Annotated in this window: 20 protein-coding genes; 7 read left to right on the top strand and 13 right to left on the bottom strand. The window is 57.3% G+C overall.

Annotated elements, in window-relative coordinates; genetic code table 11:
- Nucleotides 1-35: 35 nt before the first annotated feature.
- Entirely contained in the window at nt 36-1379 is a 1344-nt protein-coding gene (gene pssA, locus J0G10_RS15545) for a CDP-diacylglycerol--serine O-phosphatidyltransferase (RefSeq protein ID WP_095048886.1), read from the bottom strand.
- Nucleotides 1380-1583: 204 nt separating this feature from the next.
- On the opposite strand from pssA, the gene J0G10_RS15540 reads away from it, so the two are divergent.
- The gene (locus J0G10_RS15540; RefSeq protein WP_007914737.1) at nt 1584-2147 is read left to right on the top strand and encodes a TetR/AcrR family transcriptional regulator; all 564 of its coding nucleotides are present in this window, start codon (nt 1584-1586) and stop codon (nt 2145-2147) included.
- Nucleotides 2148-2201: 54 nt separating this feature from the next.
- Nucleotides 2202-2681 carry a nuclear transport factor 2 family protein gene (locus tag J0G10_RS15535; protein ID WP_095048885.1) on the top strand — a complete coding sequence of 160 codons (480 nt, stop codon included), beginning with the start codon at nt 2202-2204 and terminating at the stop codon, nt 2679-2681.
- Nucleotides 2682-2791: 110 nt separating this feature from the next.
- On the opposite strand, the gene sfnG is transcribed toward J0G10_RS15535, so the two are convergent.
- The gene (gene sfnG, locus J0G10_RS15530) at nt 2792-3874 is read right to left on the bottom strand and encodes a dimethylsulfone monooxygenase SfnG (RefSeq protein WP_093432753.1); all 1083 of its coding nucleotides are present in this window, start codon (nt 3872-3874) and stop codon (nt 2792-2794) included.
- A 359-nt stretch (nt 3875-4233) separates the two neighbouring features.
- Between sfnG and J0G10_RS15525 the strand changes: the two genes are divergently transcribed.
- Entirely contained in the window at nt 4234-5013 is a 780-nt protein-coding gene (locus J0G10_RS15525) for a TSUP family transporter (protein ID WP_095048884.1), read from the top strand.
- On the opposite strand, the gene nudC is transcribed toward J0G10_RS15525, so the two are convergent.
- The 4 genes from nudC to J0G10_RS15505 all read right to left on the bottom strand — a co-directional run bounded on the left by nudC (nt 4981) and on the right by J0G10_RS15505 (nt 9331).
- A complete protein-coding gene (gene nudC, locus J0G10_RS15520) occupies nt 4981-5811 on the bottom strand; it encodes an NAD(+) diphosphatase (protein WP_220556142.1) in 831 nt (276 codons plus the stop codon). The two genes, J0G10_RS15525 and nudC, sit on opposite strands and share 33 nt — an antisense overlap.
- Nucleotides 5812-5817: 6 nt before the next feature.
- Entirely contained in the window at nt 5818-6630 is an 813-nt protein-coding gene (locus J0G10_RS15515; protein WP_095048882.1) for a crotonase/enoyl-CoA hydratase family protein, read from the bottom strand.
- Nucleotides 6631-6825: 195 nt separating this feature from the next.
- The gene (locus tag J0G10_RS15510) at nt 6826-7749 is read right to left on the bottom strand and encodes a magnesium transporter CorA family protein (protein ID WP_220556141.1); all 924 of its coding nucleotides are present in this window, start codon (nt 7747-7749) and stop codon (nt 6826-6828) included.
- Between the two features lie 7 nt (nt 7750-7756).
- On the bottom strand, nt 7757-9331 hold the full coding sequence (locus J0G10_RS15505; RefSeq protein ID WP_245397978.1) for a RimK family protein: 1575 nt from the start codon (nt 9329-9331) through the stop codon (nt 7757-7759).
- Between the two features lie 92 nt (nt 9332-9423).
- Here J0G10_RS15505 and J0G10_RS15500 point away from each other — a divergent pair, with 92 nt between their 5' ends.
- On the top strand, nt 9424-10524 hold the full coding sequence (locus J0G10_RS15500; RefSeq protein WP_095048879.1) for a GNAT family N-acetyltransferase/peptidase C39 family protein: 1101 nt from the start codon (nt 9424-9426) through the stop codon (nt 10522-10524).
- A 106-nt stretch (nt 10525-10630) separates the two neighbouring features.
- Here the strand turns inward: J0G10_RS15500 and J0G10_RS15495 are convergent, their stop codons facing one another.
- Both J0G10_RS15495 and J0G10_RS15490 read right to left on the bottom strand, forming a co-directional pair.
- A complete protein-coding gene (locus J0G10_RS15495; protein WP_220556140.1) occupies nt 10631-11785 on the bottom strand; it encodes a PQQ-dependent sugar dehydrogenase in 1155 nt (384 codons plus the stop codon).
- Nucleotides 11786-11836: 51 nt separating this feature from the next.
- Complete coding sequence (locus J0G10_RS15490; RefSeq protein WP_220556139.1) at nt 11837-12157, bottom strand: hypothetical protein; 321 nt, start codon at nt 12155-12157, stop codon at nt 11837-11839.
- Between the two features lie 189 nt (nt 12158-12346).
- Here J0G10_RS15490 and ku point away from each other — a divergent pair, with 189 nt between their 5' ends.
- The gene (gene ku / locus J0G10_RS15485) at nt 12347-13213 is read left to right on the top strand and encodes a non-homologous end joining protein Ku (RefSeq protein ID WP_095048876.1); all 867 of its coding nucleotides are present in this window, start codon (nt 12347-12349) and stop codon (nt 13211-13213) included.
- Nucleotides 13214-13330: 117 nt separating this feature from the next.
- Here ku and lpxO read toward each other — a convergent pair whose 3' ends face one another.
- The 3 genes from lpxO to J0G10_RS15470 form a co-directional block, all read right to left on the bottom strand.
- Nucleotides 13331-14230, bottom strand: coding sequence for a lipid A hydroxylase LpxO (lpxO, locus tag J0G10_RS15480; RefSeq protein WP_220556138.1), 900 nt, complete (start codon nt 14228-14230; stop codon nt 13331-13333).
- Between the two features lie 325 nt (nt 14231-14555).
- The gene (locus J0G10_RS15475; protein ID WP_220556137.1) at nt 14556-16307 is read right to left on the bottom strand and encodes a hypothetical protein; all 1752 of its coding nucleotides are present in this window, start codon (nt 16305-16307) and stop codon (nt 14556-14558) included.
- Between the two features lie 34 nt (nt 16308-16341).
- On the bottom strand, nt 16342-16884 hold the full coding sequence (locus tag J0G10_RS15470; protein ID WP_220556136.1) for a hypothetical protein: 543 nt from the start codon (nt 16882-16884) through the stop codon (nt 16342-16344).
- A 222-nt stretch (nt 16885-17106) separates the two neighbouring features.
- Between J0G10_RS15470 and J0G10_RS15465 the strand changes: the two genes are divergently transcribed.
- Complete coding sequence (locus J0G10_RS15465) at nt 17107-18693, top strand: ABC-F family ATPase (RefSeq protein ID WP_095048873.1); 1587 nt, start codon at nt 17107-17109, stop codon at nt 18691-18693.
- A 258-nt stretch (nt 18694-18951) separates the two neighbouring features.
- A complete protein-coding gene (locus tag J0G10_RS15460) occupies nt 18952-20139 on the top strand; it encodes an MFS transporter (RefSeq protein WP_220556135.1) in 1188 nt (395 codons plus the stop codon).
- 123 nt (nt 20140-20262) lie between these two features.
- On the opposite strand, the gene J0G10_RS15455 is transcribed toward J0G10_RS15460, so the two are convergent.
- Both J0G10_RS15455 and J0G10_RS15450 read right to left on the bottom strand, forming a co-directional pair.
- A complete protein-coding gene (locus tag J0G10_RS15455; protein WP_095048871.1) occupies nt 20263-21300 on the bottom strand; it encodes an alpha/beta hydrolase family protein in 1038 nt (345 codons plus the stop codon).
- Nucleotides 21301-21536: 236 nt separating this feature from the next.
- Nucleotides 21537-22148, bottom strand: coding sequence for an FMN-dependent NADH-azoreductase (locus J0G10_RS15450; RefSeq protein ID WP_095048870.1), 612 nt, complete (start codon nt 22146-22148; stop codon nt 21537-21539).
- Nucleotides 22149-22260 lie beyond the last annotated feature (112 nt).

Below are 22260 nucleotides of genomic sequence, written 5' to 3'. Positions count from 1 at the left end.
GGAGCTGGCTTGCCAGCGATGGCATTTTCAGCAGCCTACAAAATCCGGTAAAGCAACCGCTCAATCCGCACCCGACTCACGCGCTTGAGAAACTTGGCCACCCCGGCCGGGTATTCGGGCAGCGTCTCCAGGCTCTGAAAGCTGTCAATCCGCGTGGTATGGCGGAAAATCTCTTCAAGCTCTTTCGCCCGCGGCTCCAGCCATTCCCCTTTCGGGTCATCGATCAACAAGGCGTTTTCCAGATCCAGGCGGAACGCCCGTGGATTGAGGTTGTTGCCGGTCAGCAACGTATAACGCTGATCAATCCACATGCCCTTGAGGTGATAGGTGTTGTCGCCGTCACGCCACAGGTGCAGGTTCAACTGCCCGCTGTCGATGTTGCGCTGATGCCGTTTGGCGAAGCGGCGCAAGCTGATTTCGTACAGATACGGCAACGCCGCGATCACCTTGAACGGCTCGCTCGGCGGAATATAAAAGTCGTTGGCCGTCTTGTCGCCGACCACGATATCGATCTTCACGCCACGGGCCAGCGCTCGGTTGATCTCGCGAATCACACCCAGCGGCAGGTTGAAGTACGGCGTGCAGATGGTCAGCTGTTTTTGCGCGCTGGCGATCAGTTCGAGAATCGCCCGGTTCAACGGGTTGTTCTTGCCGACGCCGAGCAATGGGCTGACCGACAGGCCGTCTCTGGCGACGCTGCCATTGGCGGTGTCGTACGTCGCGTACTTGAGACGGCTGCGCAGATCGCCGATGTCGTTGCGCAGGCTGCGCGTGGTCGGCAGGTTCGGCAGATCGAGACGATGCACGGCTTTGGATTCGATCAGGCCGTGCTTGACCAGGTGATGCATCGAATCAGCCAGTTCGTGGCTTTGCAGCACGTGGTAACGGTCGAAGCGGTACTTGTCGAATTTGTGCAGGTAAACGTTGTTCAGGCTCGCGCCGCTGTAGACCACGCAGTCGTCGATCACGAAGCCTTTCAAATGCAGCACACCGAACAACTCGCGGGTCTGCACCGGCACGCCGTACACCGGCACTTCGCTCTGGTGCGTGCGGGTCATTTCCTGATACCACGCCGAATTGCCCGGCTGCTTGCCGGCGCCGATCAGCCCGCGCTGGGCACGCAACCAATCGACGACCACGGCGATCTCCAGCTCGGGGCGCTTGAGCTTGGCGGCGTGCAAGGCATCGAGGATTTCCTGACCGGCTTCGTCTTGCTGCAGATACAGCGCAACGATGTAGATGCGCTGGGTCGCCGTGGCGATTTTCTCCAGCAGGCAACGACGAAACTCGGCGGCGCCGGACAGAATGGTCACGGCCTCGGCGGTCAGCGGAAAGCTGCGCAATTTGGGCAGCAAGGAACGTTTGAAAAGCAACGGCATAGGGCTCGCAATGGGTCGAATCCGAAGAACCCGAGAGCTTACACCATCGCATCCTTCGGGTCTTGTTAGTGCCCGTAAAGAGATCAAAAGATCGCAGCCTTCGGCAGCTCCTACACGGGCCAATGTAGGAGCTGCCGAAGGCTGCGATCTTTTGATTTTAAAAAACCATTGCCAAAGGAGAACAATCGTTCTACTGTTCGCCACATGAACGAAATCACTAGCAACGACACACGCGACATCATTCTGGATGTCACCGAAAAGTTGATCTACAAAAGTGGCATCGCTGCCACCAGCATGGATCTTCTGGTGAAAACCGCAGGCGTCTCCAGAAAAAGCATTTACCGCTACTTTGCCGACAAGGACGCACTGACCGTTGCCGCCCTGCAACGCCGTGACGTGCGCTGGATGCACTGGTACAGAAGCGCTGTCGATCAGGCCGAAACCCCGGCCGATCGCCTGCTCAACCTGTTTACCGTGCTCAAGAGCTGGTTTGCCTCCGAAGGCTTTCGCGGCTGCGCGTTCATCAACACCAGCGGCGAGACCGGTGACCCGCAGGACCCGGTGCGGCTGGTGGCGAAAGAACACAAACAGAAGCTGCTCGACTACGTGTGCGAGCTGTGTACCGAACATGGCGCCGAGGATCCGCAACTGCTGGCCAAACAGCTGCTGATCCTGATTGATGGTGCCATTACCGTAGCGCTTGTGATGGGTGATCACAGTGCCGCCGATAATGCGCAATGCATGGCGCGAAAGTTATTGGACCTGTAACGCCTTAATAAGCCGGACTTGTTGTTCAATTATTAATTAGATCGGGAGACTGATATGTCTACTGCAGCCCAGGTACGTCCGCCATTGCCGCCCTTCAACCGTGAATCAGCCATCGAGAAAGTTCGCCTGGCCGAGGATGGCTGGAACTCCCGCGACCCGGAACGGGTATCGCTGGCTTACACCCTCGACACCAAATGGCGCAACCGCGCCGAATTCGCCAACAGCCGCGAAGAAGCCAAGGCCTTCCTGACCCGTAAATGGGCGAAGGAACTGGATTACCGTTTGATCAAGGAACTCTGGGCTTACTCGGATACCCGTATCGCCGTGCGTTACGCCTATGAATGGCACGATGATTCGGGTAACTGGTTCCGTTCCTACGGCAATGAAAACTGGGAATTCGATGAGCATGGCCTGATGTTCCAGCGCTATGCATGCATCAACGACATGCCGATCAAGGAAAGCGAACGTAAGTTCCACTGGCCGCTGGGCCGCCGCCCGGATGATCATCCGAGCCTGTCCGACCTCGGTCTGTAACAATCGACCCTGTAGGAGCTGCCGAAGGCTGCGATCTTTTGATCTTGATCCTAAAAAACAAAATCAAAAGATCGCAGCCTTCGGCAGCTCCTACAGGGGATTTGTGGTGTTCAGGCGACGGCCGCAGTCTTCTCGGCCTCCAGTTCGCGCACCAGCGGCAACACCCGCCGCCCGAAATATTCCACCTCTTCCTGAAAGTGCAGAAACCCCGCCAGCACCAGATCCACACCCACCGCTTTCAGCGCGACAATCCGCTCGGCAATCTGCAACGGCGTACCAATCAGATTGGTCTTGAAACCATCGTTGTACTGCACCAGATCCTCAAACGTTGATTTCGCCCAGTTGCCTTCACCTTCCGGCGATGCACGGCCTGCCTGTTTCGCCGCATCGCCAAAAGCGTTTACCGCTTCCGGATCGGCCTGATCGATGATCTGCGCAAGTACCGCCCGCGCCTCTTCTTCAGTCTCACGGGCGATGACAAAGGCATTCACGCCGATCTTCACCGAATGATTGTTCGCCGCTGCCTTGGCACGAATATCGTCGACCTGCGCCTTGATCCCCTCAACGCTGTTGCCGTTGGTGAAATACCAGTCCGAAACCCGTGCGGCCATGTCCCGCGCGGCACGGGAACTGCCGCCCTGGAAAATTTCCGGACGACCCAATGGTTTCGGTTTCAGGCTGTAATTATCGAAGCGGTAGAAATCGCCGCGAAAGGTGAAGTTGTCCTGACTCCACACGCCTCGCAGTGAGCGAATGAACTCTTCGGAGCGACGATAACGCTCGTCGTGCTCCAGCCAATGCTCGCCGATGGCCTGGAATTCACCCTTGAACCAGCCACTGACGATATTCACCGCGATGCGGCCGTTGGTGAGTTGGTCGATGGTTGCCAGTTGCTTGGCCGCCAACGCGGGTTGCCATGGGCCGGGCAGGATCGCGGCGATCACTTTGAGTTTGCTGGTGGCCGCGAGCAATGCGTGGCTGAACGCCACGGATTCATGCTGGAACTCCGCACCATACCCGGCGGTGAAGCGGATCTGCGTCAACGCGTATTCGAACCCGGCGGCCTCGGCGAGTTGCGCCAGTTTACGGTTGTAGTCGATGCCCCAATCGGTGCGCTGTTCGATCTTGCTGACCACCAGCCCACCGCTGACGTTCGGCACCCAGTAGGCAAATTTTACGGCTTGCTGACTCATTGGCGTGTCCTCGGGACATTTGCGGAGATGGGAGTGGTAGAGCAGCAAGCGTGCCAGGGCTGGAATGCCCGGCTTTATTGATGTTCGGCGTGAGATTGATGTTTTGTAGAGGGGGATTTGTTGGCAGGTTGTTGTGTGGGCAACAGTTAGTTTACTTGTTGGCTCGACTGTCCTCATCGCTGGCAAGCCAGCTCCCACAAGGATCAGGGTGAACAATGATCTTGGGTACAACGCAAAAACCTGTGGGAGCTGGCTTGCCAGCGATGGCGTCAGATGGGTCGCCGCAACACTTGGAAATGAGTAACATGACCGCCCTCCCCGCAGCTCACGTTCTGCGCCCTGCCGAATAAGCCGATTCCATGCCTTTCGAACTCAGCGTTGACCTCACCACCCTCGCCATTCTGGCCTTTGTCGCTTTCATTGCCGGTTTCATCGATGCCATCGCCGGCGGTGGCGGCCTGCTGACCACGCCCGCACTGCTGACCGCTGGCCTGCCGCCGCATCTGGTGCTCGGCACCAACAAGTTGAGTTCGACGTTCGGCTCGGCCACTGCCAGTTTCACCTTCTACAAACGCAAGCTGTTCCACCCGCGTCAGTGGACCCACGCCATCGTCGGCACACTGGTCGGCGCCCTGGCCGGCGCCATCGTCGCGCATTACCTGCCCGCGGAATGGCTGAACAAGATGCTCCCGGTGATTGTGTTTGCCTGCGGCCTGTACCTGTTGTTCGGCGGCACACCGAAAGCGCCGCTGGACAGCGACGCGCCGATCAAAAAGAAATGGCAATCGAGCCAAGGCTTCAGCCTCGGTTTCTATGACGGCGTGGCCGGCCCCGGCACGGGCGCGTTCTGGACAGTGAGCAGCCTGCTGCTCTACCCGATCGATCTGGTCAAAGCCAGCGGCGTGGCGCGCAGCATGAACTTCGTCAGCAACATTGCGGCGCTGTCGGTGTTCGTGTTTTCCGGGCAGGTGGACTGGGTCATCGGCCTGAGCATGGGCCTGTCGGTGATGGTCGGCGCGTTCTTTGGCGCGCGCACCGCGATCAGCGGCGGCGCCAAGTTCATTCGCCCGGTGTTCATCACCGTGGTGCTGGGTTTGACCGTGCGCCTAGCCTGGCAGCACTGGTTCAGCGTGGCCTAAGCGTCGCGCCACGTAGACGTCGATCAGGTAACGGGCAATCGACTTTGACGCCGGCAACGGCGGCAGGTCGTGCACGTTGAACCACTGAGCGTCTTCGATCTCGTCTTCCTGACAGACAATCTCGCCACCGGCGTACTCGGCATGGAAGCCGAGCATCATCGAATGCGGGAACGGCCAGCACTGGCTGCCCATGTACTGAATGTTCTGCACCTCGATCTGCACTTCTTCGCGCACTTCCCGAATCAGGCAATCCTCAGCCGACTCGCCAGGTTCAGCGAATCCGGCCAGCGTGCTATAGACCCCGGTGACGAAACGCGGTGAGCGCGCCAACAGAATCTCGTCGCCACGGGTGATCAGCACGATCATGCTCGGCGAAATCCGCGGATAACTGCGCAGATCGCACGGCTGGCAATACATCGCCCGCTCGCGCGGGACCTGGGTCATTGCCTGCCCGCAATTGCCGCAGAAACGATGCTCGCGCGCCCACGTACCGATCTGTGCGGCGTAACCGAGGACTTTGTAGATCGTGTGCTCGCCATCGAGCATGAACGCCCGCAGGCCTTTCCAGTTACAACCCGGCACTTCGCTGGCGTTGTGCAGTTCCAGCAAGTACACCGGCTCACCGTCGAGATGGCCAATGCCGTGCTCGGCGAGGATCGACAAGTCCTGACGCTTGAGCCATTCACGTGGGAACAGCGCGCCGTTGTCGTCGAACAAAAAGCCTTCCGGGCTGCGCGCCACGGCCCAGCCGCCGGGTTGATCGGTGTCCAGTACTGCAGTGGTCCAGCGAGATGTCATGGTTTCTCAGTCCAGAAATTCGGGTTTCTGTTTGCTCATATGGGCGGCCATGGCCACGCGCAAGTCGGTGGATTGCAACATGGCGGCGTTCCAGGTGGCAACGTATTCGAGACCGTCGTCGATACGATGGTCGCGCATGTAGCTGATCATTTCCTTGGTACCGGTAACCGCGATCGGCGATTTCGAAGCGATCTCGCGAGCGATGTCCAGCACGCCTTCGAGCAGCGCGTCTTTGTCGCTGTAGACGCGATTGACCAGGCCAATGCTGCGCGCCTCGTCAGCGCCGAACGTGCGACCGGTGTAAGCCAGTTCACGCAGCATGCCGTCACCGATGATCCGTGGCAACCGTTGCAAAGTGCCAACATCGGCGGCCATGCCGATATCGATTTCCTTGATCGAGAATTGGGCGTCTTCAGCGGCGTAACGCATGTCGCAGGCCGCGATCAGGTCAATCGCACCACCGAGGCAATACCCCTGAATAGCGGCAAGCACCGGTTTGCGGCAGTTGTCGACGGCGTTGAACGAGGCTTGCAGGGTGAGGATCTTGCGGCGCAGCAGGCGCGCGTTGCGGCCGACGTCCTTGCCCAGTTCATTGGCGACGCCGGCGAGCATCATCAGATCAATGCCGGAGGAAAAGTGTTTACCGTTTCCACTGAGGACCACCACGCGCACTTCGTCGGTGTCGTCGATCCACTGGAAGATCTCGACGATCTCGCTCCAGAACGCCGCGTTCATCGCGTTGATCTTTTCCGGGCGATTGATCTGCACATGCGCGATGTTATCGGCCAGTTCGACGCTGAAAGCGGAGTATTGAGTCATGGCAGTGATCCTTTACCGGGCAGAAAATGAGGCCCGAACTATAACAAGGCATCACAGTGGCGGTTCGGCCAAATGCGGGACTGCAGAGCGCGTTCTCTGTAGGAGCTGCCGAAGGCTGCGATCCCGGCCCTTAAAAACAAAATCAAAAGATCGCAGCCTTCGGCAGCTCCTACATAGGTTGTTTGCACACGCCGATTATTTGGCCAAACGCCGTAGCCCAAACAACATCCCGCCCGCGCCCAGCAACATCACCGCCAGAAATGCCGGATAGGAAATCCACCACGGCGTCCCTGCCGTCATCATGCTGAATTCCGACATGCCGCCAATACTCGCAATCAGGTTCAACGGCAGAAACACCACGTTGATCAACGTCAGCTTGCGCAGCAGGTTGTTCATGCTGTTGTTCATCAGGTTGCCACGCGCATCGATCAGCCCGGAAAACACCGTCGAGTAGATTTCCGCCTGCTTGTAGCACTGGTTGTTCTCGATGATCAGGTCGTCGATCAGGCCAAGCGCTTCACTGCCGAAATGCTGCTTCTCGGCATGGTTGCGCAGGCGCGTGAGGACCGCGCCGTTGCTGTGCAACGCGTTGATGTAATAGATCAGGCTTTCGCTGAGGTTGAACATCTGCACCAGATGCTGGTTCTGCATCGAGTGGTTGAATTTCTGCTGCAATTCGCGGGCGACCAGTTTGATCACCTTCAGGTGCCCGAGGTAGTGATGGATATTGCTGAACAGCAAATCAAGCAACACATCCAGCGGCGTGTTCAACGGCTGGCGGGTGCCGAGGCCGTGCAGCGGCGTGTCATCGGTGGCGATTACCAGCAGTTGCCCCGGCGCGAACAGCAGCCCGCAGGACGACACTTCAAATGCCAGACTGCCACCGCCGGAATAGTTTTCCGGGCGCTTCCAGATCAGGAACAGATGGTCGGGGTGGAACTCGATACGCGAGACCTCGTCCGGGTCCAGCGCTGACGCCAGTGCATGCTCGTCGACTTTGAAATGACTGTGCAGCAAGTCGCGCTCGGCGGCATCGGGGTTGCTGAACAGCATCACCTCGGCGTCCAGTCGCTCGACCCGCTGCAGGGCGCCGTGGCTCAGTGCGAAGCTGTTGATCATCGGCGCCTCACCAGGCCTGGCCGCGACGCTTGAGTTCCAGGCGGCGCACGAACTCTTCCAGCACCAGTGAGTACAGATCGTCGTGCAAATAGGCGTCTTCGATGCCGGCGTCGAGGTTGGGGTTGTCGTTGACTTCGATCACCACCACTTTGTCGCCGGCCTGCTTCAGATCGACACCGTAGAGGCCGTCGCCAATCAGATTGGCGGTCTTCACTGCCAGCTCCACCACCGCACGCGGCGCCTCGTGGATCGCCATCGTGCGGCATTCGCCGTTGACGTCCTGACCTTTGGCCTTGTGGTTGTAGATTTGCCAGTGGCCCTTGGACATGAAGTATTGGCAGGCGAAGATCGGTTTACGATTGAGCACGCCGATGCGCCAGTCGTACTCGGTGTAGAAAAACTCCTGAGCCAGCAGCAACACCGAGTGCTCAAACAATTCGGCGGTCGCCTCAAGCAGCGCTTGCTGACTTTCGACCTTGATCACGCCGCGGGAAAAACAGCCGTCGGGAATCTTCAGCACCAGCGGAAAGCCGAGGCGCTCGCCTACCCGCTCGAAGTCTTCGGGTCGCTCCTTGTAGAGGATTTCGGTGGCGGGCATGCCCAGTTGATGGCTGTTGAGCAAGTCAGTCAGGTAGACCTTGTTGGTGCAGCGCAGAATCGACGTCGGATCATCCATCACCACCAATCCTTCACTTTCGGCCTTCTTGGCGAAGCGATAAGTGTGGTTGTCAACGCTGGTGGTCTCGCGGATCAGCAAGCCGTCGTACTCGGCCAGACGCGCGTAATCCTTGCGCTCAATCAACTCGACGTCGATGCCCATGCCTTTGCCGACCCGGACGAAATTCGCCAGTGCCTTGGCGTTGGATGGCGGCAACGCCTCCTGCGGATCGTGCAATATCGCCAGGTCGTAGCGTGCCACTTGCGGCGAGCGCGGCACCCGCCAGACTTTACGGCTGAACCCGTCCAGCGCGTTGGCGAACTGATCTTCCTGATCATCGCGCAACTTGTGCAGAACACCGGATTTTATGCCTTCAATGTGCCAGCCGTTAGTTCGGCGGAACTCAACTAACAGAATCGGGCAGGGAAACACTTCAAACAATTGCCGCGCCAGATCCTGCAAGGGTTCGATATGTGTCCGGCCGAAATACAGGGTCAGGGTAAACCCTTCGGTATCACTGTAGAGATGATGACTGAGGGCTTTCTCGAGCGTTTTATCGAGATCATCCAGCGCCAGGCCATACAGTGATTTTTTCGTCAGTTCGCTGATGGTGCGCACAGAGGGAATCACCTTGTGCCCCCGCGCTTCGGCCAGCAGCGAGCAGTAGTAGCCATGACCGAGATACTTGTAGCTGCGGCACAGATTGATCACCTGCACACGCTTGCCCGGCTCGCTGTCACAGCTGTGCTCGAGGTATTCCTGCGCCGTTAGGATGTCTTCACTGGGGAAGTATGAAGCCCAGTCTTCCTTGCGCTCGACAATAATCAACACTTGGCTGGATGCCTTAATCGCCGAACTTAAATAAGTTGCCGCCGGCAAACTTTGCTCGGATACTTCGCGCCAATGACCCTGTACCGCTGACATAGAGATTGATCCGTTGGAGAACAAGACCTTTTCTATTAAGCACGAAGTTTTTTGAAAGTCTCGTTTCGTTACGCAACTTTTACGGTGGTCATATGAAGGCTGTTTTTCGTTTGGCGGTAGTTGAAGACTTGCCGGCGCTGCTGGCACTGGAAATGCAATGTTTCACCACAGACCGGCTCACCAGTCGCAGCTTTCAGTGGATGATCACCCGTGCTCACGGGCAGTTGCTGGTGGCGGAGTGCGACGGTCAATTATTGGGTTATGCGTTGGTGTTGTTTCATCGCGGCACTTCGCTCGCCCGGCTGTATTCGATTGCACTGGCCGTTGAAGCGCGAGGGACCGGTCTGAGCAAGCAACTGCTGCAACGCATCGAAGCGATGGCGCTGGAGCACGATTGTGCGTACTTGCGCCTGGAGGTGCGCATCGACAACCCTGCGGCCATCGCCCTGTATGAACGCAATGGCTACCGGCGCTTTGCGCTGATCCATGATTACTACGAAGACCACGCCGACGCGCTGCGCTTGGAGAAACGCATTCTCCAGCACCGCGACTCGCGCAGCATCAAGGTGCCTTACTACCCGCAAACCACCGATTTCACCTGTGGCCCGGCGTGCCTGTTGATGGCCATGGGTGCACTGCAATCGGAACGTTTATTGGAGCGGCGCGAAGAGTTGCAGATCTGGCGGGAAGCGACCACGGTGTTCATGACCTCCGGCCACGGCGGGTGCAGCCCTCAGGGATTGGCATTGGCGGCGTGGCGTCGAGGCTACAAGGTAGGTTTGCAACTAAGCCTTGCCGGGCCATTGTTTCTCGACGGTGTGCGGGATGCGCATAAAAAAGACGTCATGCGCCTGGTACACGAAGAGTTCACGGCGCAATTGCAGGAGACCGATGTCGAGTGTGTGATCGGTGCGTCGCTGGATTTGCCGCGTTTGCTGGATGCCGGAGGGCAGCCACTGGTGTTGATCAGCAGCTATCGACTGACGCGCTCCAAATCGCCGCACTGGGTGGTCGTGACCGATTGTGACGAAGATTTCGTTTACCTGCATGATCCGGATGTCGATCATAGCCAGCATCGACAACCCATGGATTGCCAGCATGTGCCGGTGAGTCATGGCGAGTTCGAGAAAATGTGCCGGTTTGGCCGGGGTAAATTGCGTGCGGCGGTGGTGTTGTATTCTCGCGAAACGTAAGCCTCCACATGTAGGAGCTGCCGAAGGCTGCGATCTTTTGATTTTGTTGTGAAGATCAAGATCAAAAAAATCGCAGCCTGCGGCAGCTCCTACAGGGGCCTACCCGTCAAGGTGTCGGCTTCAGGCCAACTTTGTACAGCGAACCCTTCTCTTCATCGGTCAGCACATACAAATAACCATCCGGCCCTTGCCGCACATCACGAATCCGCTGCTTGAGTTCGCCGAGCAAACGCTCCTCATGCACGACCTTGTCGCCATCGAACTGCAGGCGGATCAGTTCCTGAGTCACCAGTGCGCCGATAAACGCATTGTGTTGCCACGGTTTAAAACGATCGGCATCGTAAAACGTCATGCCGGTAACGCCCGGCGATTTCTCCCACACATGATGCGGCGCGACGGTGCCTTCGGCCGTTTTACCCTGGGCTTCCGGAATCGGCTGCATCGAGTAATTGATGCCGTGGGTCGCCAGTGGCCAGCCATAGTTCTTGCCGCGTTCGATGATGTTCACTTCGTCGCCACCGCGCGGGCCGTGCTCGTTCTCCCACACCGTGCCGGTCCAGGGATTGAGCGCCGCCCCCTGCGGATTGCGTACGCCGTAGGCCCAGATCTCGGGGCGTACGCCGGACTGACCAACAAACGGGTTGTCATCCGGCACCTTGCCGTCCGGGTAGATGCGCACGACCTTGCCTTGCAGCTTGTCGAGATCCTGCGCGGTCGGCCGGTCGTTGTTCTCACCCAAGGTAATGAACAAATAACCGTCGCGATCAAACACCAGCCGTGAGCCGAAGTGATTGCCGACCGAAAGCTTCGGTTCCTGGCGGAAGATCACTTTGAAATCCTTCAGCGTCTTCAAGTCATCCGAGAGCCGTCCTCGCCCCACAGCGGTGCCGGCCTTGTCGCCGGCACCGCCACCTTCGGCATAGGACAGATAGACCAGACGATCCTGTTTGAAGTCCGGTGACAGCGCGACATCGAGTAACCCGCCCTGCCCCTTGGCCCAGACCTGCGGCACACCGGAGATCGGCGCCGACATTTTGCCGTCGGCGGCCACCACGCGCAGATTACCCGGACGTTCGGTGACCAGCATGCCTTGGCGATCCGGTAAAAACGCCAGTGCCCAAGGATGCTCAAGGCCTGCGGTGATGGTCGTGACTTCGAGGGTGCCCTGCTCGCTTTGCAGCTCTTTGGGCGCGGCGGCAAAGGCCGGAGCACTGATCAGCGCACCGGCACACAGTGTGGCTAGAAGGGTTTTACGCAACATGCACGATTCCTTTTTTCGTTTGAAGGGCCGACAGAACTTCAGTCCTGGCGCTCAACGATTGCTGTCTCCGCCGCGCGAAGGTGGGTTGGGAATGAACGTGGGGGGAGTGCTCGGCACCGAACGGATCGGCTGGCCGTTGCCAATGCCCCGGTTCTCGACCGTAGGCTGGCGCGGCGTTGGTACGGTGTTCGGCCCCCGAATGGGGGGAGCGCTGGGCTGAGTGCCCTGCATGCTGTTCGGATTGGCCCGGCGGATCGGGCTGTTGTAGGGGTTATTGCTGTTACCAGTGGGGCTTTGCGCCAACAGCACGTCGGCATGAACCAGCCCACCACTGAGGGCAAGGACGACGATGCCAAGCAGAATTCGGTTCATGACGCTGCCTCTCGATGGGCGTGGGATAGAGCCTTCGAGTCCACGCTACGCCGAGGGTTCGGATTTGTTAACCCGTCAGGCTTAAACAACATGTAACACGGCTTGACCAAGTGGCTGGTAACCCGCGCATCCCGGGGAAACTTTCAGTCGTGGCCGCAGGTCATCCGATCATCACTCGGAGAACTCACCATGGCTCGGGCAATCTGGAAAGGCGCAATCAGTTTTGGACTGGTGCACATCCCTGTCGCACTGGTCTCGGCGACCTCGTCGCAGGGCGTGGATTTCGATTGGCTCGACAGCCGCAGCATGGATCCCGTTGGTTATAAACGGGTAAACAAGGTCACCGGCAAAGAAGTTACCAAGGAACACATTGTCAAAGGCGTGGCCTACGAAAAAGGCCGATATGTGGTGCTCAGCGAAGAAGAGATCCGCTCGGCACACCCTGTTTCAACGCAGACCATCGACATATTCTCGTTTGTCGACGCCGATCAGATTCCCCTGCAAAACATCGACACGCCCTACTATCTGGCGCCGGACAAACGCGGTGGCAAGGTCTACGCGTTACTGCGTGAAACCCTGAGCAAAACCAACAAGGTCGCCCTCGCCCGCGTTGTCTTGCATACGCGCCAATACCTCGCAGCGTTAATGCCGCTGGAATCGGCGCTGGTGTTGGTGAAGTTGCGCTGGCCGCAGGAGGTACGTGGTCTCGATGAGCTGGAACTAGGCAGCGAAGTGACCAAGCCGCAGTTAGCCAAGGGTGAGCTGGACATGGCCAAACGGCTGGTGCAGGACATGAGCGCAGACTGGAAGCCCGAGGATTACAAGGATGAGTTCGAAGACAAGATCATGGCGCTAGTCGAGAAAAAGGCCCATGAAGGCAAGATCGAGGATGTTGAGACGGTGGGCGGCGAGGAAGAGCGTAAAACCGCTGATGTGATCGACTTGACCGAGCTGCTCAAACGCAGTCTGGGCGGGAAAGCGGTGGCGAAGCCGAAAGCGAAAGCAGAGAAAACGGCGAAATCTGCGCCGGCGAAGAAGACCAAGAAGGCTTCCTGATAGTGATTGGTTGCCCTTGATACCGTCATCGCGAGCAGGCTCACTCCTACAGTGGATCGCATTTCAAATGTAGGAGTGAGCCTGCTCGCGATGGCGTCAGCAGCGTTTATCTTGAATTCAGATCATAATGAAGATCGCCAGCAAACCACCGAAGATCGCCCACTTTTCCATGTAGTAGCGCTTGCGATTGCGCTTTTTCAGCTCTTTGCCACGCAGACGAATCTTGTAGATCCGGGTAAACAAGCGGTTGATCCCGCCCGTGCGGTCGCTGGCATCATTCGGTGCGCCCGCCGCCGACATCACCGTGCGGCTGAACCAGGCGTTGAAGGCGGCGGCCCAGCGGTACTTCAGCGGCCGTTCAATATCGCAGAACAGGATGATACGGTTCTTGTCGGTGGTGTTTTCGGCGTAATGAATAAACGTCTCGTCGAACATCACCGCTTCGCCATCGCGCCAATGGTAATTTTCACCGTCGACGTTGATGTAGCAGCCGGCATCGTTCGGCGTGTCCAGGCCCAGGTGATAGCGATAGGAACCGGCATACGGGTCACGGTGACGCACCAGTTTCGAACCCGGGGGCAACTCGGCAAACATCGCGGCCTTGATCGAACCAATGCTCTGCACCAGTTCGGTGGTGCGCGGGCACAGCTTCATGGCCGACGGATGGCTCTCGCCGTACCACTTCAGGTAAAACCGCTTCCAGCCGCTTTTGAAGAACGAGTTGAAACCGACATCGTCGTACTGGTTTGAGCGCTTGATCTCGCCGGCACGCAGCAGGTTCTGCCCCTCTTCACGGATTTCTTCCCAGTGCGCCTGCAACGGGCTCAAGTCAGGAAACTCGCTAGGGTCCAGGTACGGCTTGTTCGGTTTTTTCGAAAACAGATAAAGGAAGCAGTTGATCGGCGCGAGAAACGTCGAATGGTCGCTCAGTTGTCGACCGAGTTTGTGTCGCACACGCCCACGCAGGTGAACGTACGCAATGGAAATGACATAAATAGCAGCAATGATGAGTTTCACGGAAATCGTCACACGTCAAAAGTGAACAAACTGCGCGCCTGGCGGCCTTAGGCCCAGCGTCTTATGCAGTGGTCTGAATACACATGGCACGTCCTTGGCCCGCGCCGTAACCGGACGCTCGGTGAAAGGTGGCATTTTAGCCACAGTTTGTAACTGAGGGTGAGCCTTCATCTGTGAAAATCTGTCCTGCGATTGCGCCAAATGCTGTCCCGGCGTCCTTGGCAGCCCTTTCACAACAGCAGTCCCGCCGCTTTTTCAGACGCCTCCCCTTTGCATCATCCTCTAGAGGGCTACGGAAGATCAGCGGTAAAAGGCTTCAGATGCGCTATACGACAACTGCGATACCCAGGTACTTTTTAACAGCAAGATCGCTGCGAATCTCGACGACGTTATATACAAGCTCTGGCATCCCCGACGCCCAACTCGGACACTCAGATGTGAAATATTTGACGAAGGTATCTTTTCTCACGCCAAATCCTTCGCCAAATGTTTCGTTGGCAAACGAGTGCGCGCCAAAATCAACGGCACCGCCCCCTAAGCGGCCGATCATATTAGTGACTTCTTTCTCAATATCGTTGTAGACAGTCTGAGTGCTCGCTTCCGCAACTGCTTTTTGACACGCCGTGTCAATCGCCTCTTTTATTTGCCTATAACGGTCAGCATAGAAAGAAGCACGAGTCGACTCACGATCGACGCTTTCATCACCCACCTCAACTGCCAAAAAGCCCTCTTTAACAAGATCATCAAACTCCCTGTAATCATCATTTTTGATTAGCTTTCCCCACTCATCGAGTCTAGTTAGGACAGGCTCAAAAGAAATGGCTACAGTTTTACCTAAAACCAATAACTTGCTACGAGTGTCCTCACAGATCCACTCCGGTTCCCCTCGAAAAACCGTATTGATTTTTGCCCACTGTTCTTTCTCGTACGCGAATGGCCTGCCAACAGCCCCCTCCTCATCAACCCTCATATAACCGATCAGCGTGTTGAGCTTCGGCTTGATAACTGTTTCAAATGCAAACTCCGCGTGCTGCTTCAACTCTTCACGATCGCCAGGCCCTGCCAACGTCGCCAAAATATTGGCTGGAGAATCCTTCACCCAGACACTGGCCATTTCCTTGACCATCGATGAGTAATCCATGTTCTCCGGTACCGGATTTCCGTTGCGTCGTGGATAGACTAGAGAAGGAATAGCCAGTGTATTCACCAAGGCTTTGTTGATGTGAATGACTGCCGCTTGCTTGCCGTTGTGCAAATTTTCCAGGGTACGGTAAGTATCACCGATGAACGATTTTTCACATTCGTTCCAGTCTTTTTCTTCGGCAAACCATTCTCTCGACGCCGTAATCAAATTCGCACTTTCAATGGCGCTCATGGAAATATTCATTTGAGAATAGACATTATCGCCTTTAGCCTTATCAGAAGTGGGCTCGCAGACCTCAAGAATGCGCTGGGTTTTCTTTGACCATTTATCTCCGATGCCTTCCTGCTCAACAAGGCAAAGCAATATATCAAGGCTGTGCTTATCGTTTACTGCAACCCTTTTAATGCTCAGCATCGCATCTTTCATACAGGCGAAGACCGCAGCGATTTCCTCCTTGTTATGTTTACCTTCGATTCTAGGGATCAAAAACGGCGGCATGCCTATTTCGATAATTTGCCCAGAATCGCTTTCCAGCTCGAAACAAATACCAAACAAAGCCGATAACGCCCCGGAACTCCCCAGCGCAACGTGCGAATCCAGGCCAAATATTGAGTGTCCGGTAAACTCAAACTCGAATCCCACACTCGAGTGTTCGGTCATCACACTTCGAAAACAATGGCCAATGAACGAATTCTGATAGGCGCGCTGACTCTCAATGTATTTTTTAGCAGTCTTGCACTCTGCCATGGTTTTGTAGGGTTCCACAGGAACAGAAACCATGACCGGCATAGACAACGATGACTCGACAACGGAAGAACTGGCGCTTGCGCTATCCTTGGGGCATACCGTTTTCACTCCGACACTTTCGCCCGACTGGTCTTCGGCATGAGCCTTTTTAATGTCGGCGACACTCACACATTTTTTGCATTCCATCGCATTGCTGCTCCATAGACGCGAGTAACTATTTTTAACGAACCGACATCAGCGAGTTCAACAGGATCCCCATCCGTTGATGCGGCGGAATATTTACATCCATCAAAACCTGACTTATCGCTGACCGCTGCATGAATTCGCAGCCCATGCAAAGCGTTAGCTTTATGTAGGCCACGATGTCTCGCGATTCTTCCAGGCCATAGGATTGGGCCCTGTCTATATAGGTAATCAATCGCTGCCTGAATGCGTCGTCGCTGACCCCAGCGACCGCGTCCGGGTAAGCCGTTTTCATTTCAGGCAGAATTTTTTCGGCGAACTTAACCGTCGAATCAGTTTGAAATGCATGCAGCTGTTCATGCCGAATCATGAGCATCGGTTCAAGTCCAGATGGTCGGGGCGTTTTGAAGTCGCTGGCGAGCGAATGATTACTTTCATTACCGAAGCTCGCGCAAGTCATGGCACCGTGCCACAACCCCGTAAAAATAGCAGCACTTTCGCCCATAGCCAGAAGGCGACCACCGAAACCGGCGCTGCGTAGAAGCCCTGTTCGCGCTAGACGTTCGTTATCGCCCGTCATACAACTGCCGTCCTACTTATGCGACAATGCGCGCAATGTCCAAACACAGACCCCGTATTCGTCGTTCAGCAGCGTGGCCACACCGGTCAATGCTGCTGGCGACGTATGCGCGTTGACTTAACTCAAGCTCAGACTGGGTGGAGCTGGACAAGCTCCGGATTGGTATCGAAGCGGTATCAGACACACAAAACACCAGCTCTAACCCATTGATAGGTAAGGTAATTGATCTCCACAGCTAACATCACGATGCAGTTCGGCGCCAAGCCGCTCTTCGAAAACGTTTCGGTCAAATTCGGTGCTGGCAATCGCTACGGCCTGATCGGCGCCAACGGTTGCGGCAAGTCGACCTTCATGAAAATCCTCGGCGGCGACCTCGACCCGTCCGGCGGTCAGGTCATGCTCGAGCCGAACGTGCGTCTGGGTAAATTGCGCCAGGACCAGTTCGCCTACGAAGAATTCACCGTGATCGACACCGTGATCATGGGTCACGAAGAGCTGTGGAAGGTCAAGGCCGAGCGCGACCGCATCTACTCGCTGGCGGAAATGTCGGAAGAAGACGGCATGGCCGTGGCCGAGCTGGAAACCGAATTCGCCGAGATGGACGGCTACACCGCCGAATCCCGCGCTGGTGAACTGTTGCTGGGCCTGGGCATCGGCATCGAGCAGCACTTCGGCCCGATGAGCGAAGTCTCACCAGGCTGGAAACTGCGTGTATTGCTGGCGCAGGCGCTGTTCTCCGATCCGGAAGTGCTGTTGCTCGACGAACCGACCAACCACCTGGACATCAACACCATTCGCTGGCTGGAAAACGTGCTGACCCAGCGCAACAGCCTGATGATCATCATCTCTCACGACCGTCACTTCCTGAACAGCGTGTGCACGCACATGGCTGACCTGGATTACGGCGAGCTGCGTCTGTTCCCGGGCAACTACGACGAGTACATGACCGTGGCGACCCAGTCCCGCGAACAACTGCTGTCGGACAACGCCAAGAAGAAAGCGCAGATTTCCGAGTTGCAATCGTTCGTCAGCCGCTTCTCGGCCAACGCCTCGAAAGCCAAGCAGGCTACTTCCCGCGCCAAGGCGATCGACAAGATCCAGCTGGCCGAGGTCAAGCCTTCGAGCCGCGTGAGCCCGTTCATTCGCTTCGATCAGAACAAGAAGCTGCACCGCCAGGCGGTCATCGTCGAAAAAATGGCCAAAGGCTTCGACGGCAAACCACTGTTCAAAGACTTCAGCTTCCAGGTTGAAGCCGGCGAGCGCGTGGCGATCATCGGCCCGAACGGTATCGGCAAAACCACCCTGCTGCGCACTCTGGTCAACGAACTGACCCCGGACGCCGGCAGCATCAAGTGGACCGACGCGGCAGAACTGGGCTACTACGCTCAGGATCACGCGCACGATTTCGAAGACGACGTCACCCTGTTCGACTGGATGGGTCAGTGGACTCAGGGCGAGCAGATGATTCGCGGTACTTTGGGGCGCATGCTGTTCTCCAACGACGAAATCCTCAAGTCGGTCAAGGTCATCTCCGGTGGTGAGCAAGGTCGCATGCTGTTCGGCAAGCTGATCCTGCAAAAGCCGAACGTGCTGATCATGGACGAACCAACCAACCACTTGGACATGGAATCGATCGAGGCGCTGAACCTGGCGCTGGAAAACTACCCGGGCACGCTGATCTTCGTCAGCCACGACCGTGAGTTCGTATCGTCCCTGGCCACGCGCATCATCGAGCTGAGCCCGAATGGCGTGACCGACTTCAGCGGCACTTACGATGACTACCTGCGTAGTCAGGGTGTGGTGTTCTAAAAAGCAGCTGAAAACTGAAAAGCCCTGTCCATGTGACGGGGCTTTTTGCATTCAGCGCGCTGATCGTTCCCACACTCTGCGTGGGAATGCATCCCGTGACGCTCCGCGTCACACGAGCGGGACGCGGAGCGTCCGTGGCGGCGTTACCACGCAGAGCGTGGGAACGATCAATCTGGAAAGATAGTTAGCCTGCTTTCTTTTATCTCAAGCCCAAGCCATGATGCGAACTCTCCCACCGCCGCCCGCGAACGAGTCCTCATGTCTGCGCAGCAACTGCCACCGCAAAGCTCCATGGCGATCACCCTGCAGATCGTTTCCATCGTGTTCTACACCTTTATTGCGTTCCTCTGCATCGGCCTGCCGATCGCGGTGTTGCCGGGTTATGTGCATGAGCAACTGGGTTTCAGCGCGGTCATCGCCGGGCTGGTGATTGGCTCGCAATACCTGGCCACCCTGCTCAGCCGGCCAATGGCCGGGCGCATGTCGGACACGGTCGGCACGAAACGGGCGATCATTTATGGCTTGTGGGGAATTGTCCTCAGTGGCTTGCTGACGCTGCTCTCCACCCTGTTGCAGACTTGGCCGCTGACAAGCCTGATCATTCTGATCATCGGCCGCTTGCTGCTCGGCATCGCGCAGGGCTTGATCGGTGTCGGTACGATCAGTTGGTGCATGGGCCAGGTCGGCGTTGAACACACGGCAAAATCCATCGGCTGGAACGGCATTGCCTCCTATGGGGCGATTGCCATTGGTGCGCCCTTAGGCGTGGTGATGGTCGCTGATTACGGTTTCACCAGCCTCGGCATCGCGCTGGCCGTACTGGCGGCCGGTGCACTGCTGCTGATCCGCAACAAACCGTCGGTGCCGGTGATCCGTGGCGAACGCCTGCCGTTTTGGGCGGTGTTCGGGCGAATCGCCCCGTATGGCGCCAGTCTGACCCTGGCCTCGATCGGTTACGGCACCCTGACCACTTTCATCACGCTGTATTACCTCAACCGAGGCTGGACCGGTGCGGCGTACTGCCTGACGGTATTTGGCGTGTGCTTCATCCTGTCACGGCTGATGTTTATTTCAGCGATCAGTCGTTTCGGCGGTTTCAGCTCAGCCATTGCCTGCATGAGCATCGAAACCGTGGGGCTGGTGCTGTTGTGGGTGGCACCGTCCACCGCGTTTGCCCTGATCGGCGCAGGACTCGCGGGGTTTGGCCTGTCGCTGGTGTACCCGGCGCTGGGTGTCGAGGCGATCAAACAGGTGCCCAGCTCCAGTCGTGGTTCCGGGTTGGGGGCTTATGCAGTGTTCTTCGATCTGGCACTGGCGATTGCCGGGCCGTTGATGGGCGCGGTGGCTTTGAATCTGGGGTATTCGTGGATTTTCTTCAGTGCGGCGCTGTTCTCGGTGATCGGATTGGGGCTGACCCTACTGCTGCAGCGCCGGGCGATGTCCTGAAGTTCGCCGCGATCCCCTGTAGGTGTGAGCCTGCTCGCGATAGCGGTGTGTCAGTCACCTAATATGTTGAATGGTATGACGCTATCGCGAGCAGGCTCGCTCCCACAAGGGTTCTGCACCTGACTATTGATCCGCGGTCTGCATGCCGGCCCGGGTCGGTTTACCCAAGGTGTGCGAGAAGAATCGCCCGGCCTCCGAGATCAGGTTGCGATGGATATCTTCGCGATCCACACCATCAGCATCGGTGCACAGCGCCGGCATCGCGCGAATCTGCTCTTCGTTACACGGCGCCATAAATACGAAGTGCCCAGCCCCTGCGAGTAATTTGAAATCCGGTGCCGTCGGCAGTTTGCGCGCCAGCGCGGCCGCATTCTTGTCGAAGGCCACCAGTTTGTCACCATCACCGCTGTAGAGCAGCACCGGCACATGCACATCGGCCAGGGTGTGACGGCCAAACTTCAGGCTCAGCGGCGCCATCAGCAACAGCGCATGAACGCGCGGATCGGCCACCGGTTGCAGATCATCCCGATCAACGATCAACTCACCTTGCGTATTACAGGCATCACGATCGTCCGGGCGCTCTTGGCAATACCGACGCAGGCGATCGAGATCCGGTTGCGCCCCGGACAGGATCAACGCCGTCTCGCCGCCTGCGGAATAACCGATCACCCCGACTTGATCGGCGTTGACGTACGGCGCAAGCATGCGATCGCCCAAGGTCGCGGTGATGGCTTCGGAAATCTGGATCGGCCGCCCGTAGAGGTTGCTCAGGGTGCCGAGTCGGCTGTGGTCTTTGGAATTGTCGCCGGGATGAATCACCGCCACCACAACAAAGCCTTTGCGCGCCAGCGAGGTCGCCAGGTCGTGCAACGCCAGCGGCGTGCCGGTGTTGCCGTGGGACAGCATCAGCATCGGAAAGCGGCCGATGGCGACTTTGGTGTCTTCGCCGGCTTCGACCGAATAGCCCTCAAGCAGACTCAGGTGTTCACGATCGCTGGAGGGATAAAAGGCGATGGCGCGCATCGGTTGCAGGTCGAGCGGATCGAGGAAGGTCATCTCGTGATAACCGACGCTCCAGACCGGGTGTCGCCCAGGCGCGGCATGCACTGTGTTAAGGCTGCCGAGCAGGCAAATCAGTAACGTTGCACAAAGACGCATCATGGGATGCCCCACCCTGTTGTTACTCAATCGAAAGTTCCGTTGCGTTGCGGGCCTGAAACCCCGGGGATTCGGTGTTCCGGTACGACAATGCACTCAGACGCTGATTGTGTGACTGCATAACCCGGGCCAGATTATGTAACAGTCAGAAACAAAAAACTCCGTATTCGCCCCTTGCGGAACCAGAATACAGAGTTTTTTGGGTGTTACCTGAACATCAGCTGTTCTTTATGCAAGCCTTACGCGGCGGCGAACAGTTGCTCGCTGATCTTCGCTTGTGCAGCGGTCATGGCGTTGTTACGCACTTCGTCGCCATACGCCAGGCCTTCGGCGCGGACGATTTCGATGTCGGTGATGCCGAGGAAGCCCAGTACCAGCTTCAGATATTCTTCGTGAGCGATGCCGCTGGCCTGACCGGCATGAATGCCGCCGGAAGTCGATACGATCACCACTTTCTTGCCACCGCACAGACCTTCTGGGCCGGCTTCGGTGTAACGGAAGGTTTGACCGGCGACTGCAACGCGGTCGATCCACGCCTTGAGTTGGGTCGGTACGGTGAAGTTGTACATCGGAGCCGCGATCACAACCGCGTCGGCGGCGATGAACTCGGCCAGGGTCGAAGCACTCAGTTCGGCTTCGTGCTGTTGTGCGGCGTTACGCAGCTCAGCGGTGGTGCCAGCGGCGACCAGGGTGGTCGACGAGAAGTGGCTGATGGCGTCGGCGGCCAGGTCGCGGTAGGTCACCACGGCGCTTGGCTCGGCAACTTGCCAGGCTTTGACAACTTCGCTGCTCAACTGACGGGAAGCCGAGTTGTCGCCCAGAATGCTCGAATCGATATGCAGCAGTTTCATGTGGAATCTCCTGGAAGGAATCGCCGGTGGCGACGGAATGGAGACAATCCTACGCAAGAAACCAATGGATGATTAGCCGCCTGAAATGCGATAGTTTGTCCCACTGATAGAA

Source organism: Pseudomonas germanica, from assembly GCF_019614655.1.
In the GTDB taxonomy this organism is placed as follows: domain Bacteria; phylum Pseudomonadota; class Gammaproteobacteria; order Pseudomonadales; family Pseudomonadaceae; genus Aquipseudomonas; species Aquipseudomonas neuropathica.
This window is presented reverse-complemented; position numbering and strand designations above follow the sequence as displayed.

Coding starts and splice junctions, on each gene's coding strand:
- pssA (WP_095048886.1), bottom strand. CDS start 1,379: ATGCCGTTGCTTTTCAAACGTTCCTTGCTGCCCAAATTGCGCAGCTTT.
- J0G10_RS15540 (WP_007914737.1), top strand. CDS start 1,584: ATGAACGAAATCACTAGCAACGACACACGCGACATCATTCTGGATGTC.
- J0G10_RS15535 (WP_095048885.1), top strand. CDS start 2,202: ATGTCTACTGCAGCCCAGGTACGTCCGCCATTGCCGCCCTTCAACCGT.
- sfnG (WP_093432753.1), bottom strand. CDS start 3,874: ATGAGTCAGCAAGCCGTAAAATTTGCCTACTGGGTGCCGAACGTCAGC.
- J0G10_RS15525 (WP_095048884.1), top strand. CDS start 4,234: ATGCCTTTCGAACTCAGCGTTGACCTCACCACCCTCGCCATTCTGGCC.
- nudC (WP_220556142.1), bottom strand. CDS start 5,811: ATGACATCTCGCTGGACCACTGCAGTACTGGACACCGATCAACCCGGC.
- J0G10_RS15515 (WP_095048882.1), bottom strand. CDS start 6,630: ATGACTCAATACTCCGCTTTCAGCGTCGAACTGGCCGATAACATCGCG.
- J0G10_RS15510 (WP_220556141.1), bottom strand. CDS start 7,749: ATGATCAACAGCTTCGCACTGAGCCACGGCGCCCTGCAGCGGGTCGAG.
- J0G10_RS15505 (WP_245397978.1), bottom strand. CDS start 9,331: ATGTCAGCGGTACAGGGTCATTGGCGCGAAGTATCCGAGCAAAGTTTG.
- J0G10_RS15500 (WP_095048879.1), top strand. CDS start 9,424: ATGAAGGCTGTTTTTCGTTTGGCGGTAGTTGAAGACTTGCCGGCGCTG.
- J0G10_RS15495 (WP_220556140.1), bottom strand. CDS start 11,785: ATGTTGCGTAAAACCCTTCTAGCCACACTGTGTGCCGGTGCGCTGATC.
- J0G10_RS15490 (WP_220556139.1), bottom strand. CDS start 12,157: ATGAACCGAATTCTGCTTGGCATCGTCGTCCTTGCCCTCAGTGGTGGG.
- ku (WP_095048876.1), top strand. CDS start 12,347: ATGGCTCGGGCAATCTGGAAAGGCGCAATCAGTTTTGGACTGGTGCAC.
- J0G10_RS15475 (WP_220556137.1), bottom strand. CDS start 16,307: ATGGAATGCAAAAAATGTGTGAGTGTCGCCGACATTAAAAAGGCTCAT.
- J0G10_RS15470 (WP_220556136.1), bottom strand. CDS start 16,884: ATGACGGGCGATAACGAACGTCTAGCGCGAACAGGGCTTCTACGCAGC.
- J0G10_RS15460 (WP_220556135.1), top strand. CDS start 18,952: ATGTCTGCGCAGCAACTGCCACCGCAAAGCTCCATGGCGATCACCCTG.
- J0G10_RS15455 (WP_095048871.1), bottom strand. CDS start 21,300: ATGATGCGTCTTTGTGCAACGTTACTGATTTGCCTGCTCGGCAGCCTT.
- J0G10_RS15450 (WP_095048870.1), bottom strand. CDS start 22,148: ATGAAACTGCTGCATATCGATTCGAGCATTCTGGGCGACAACTCGGCT.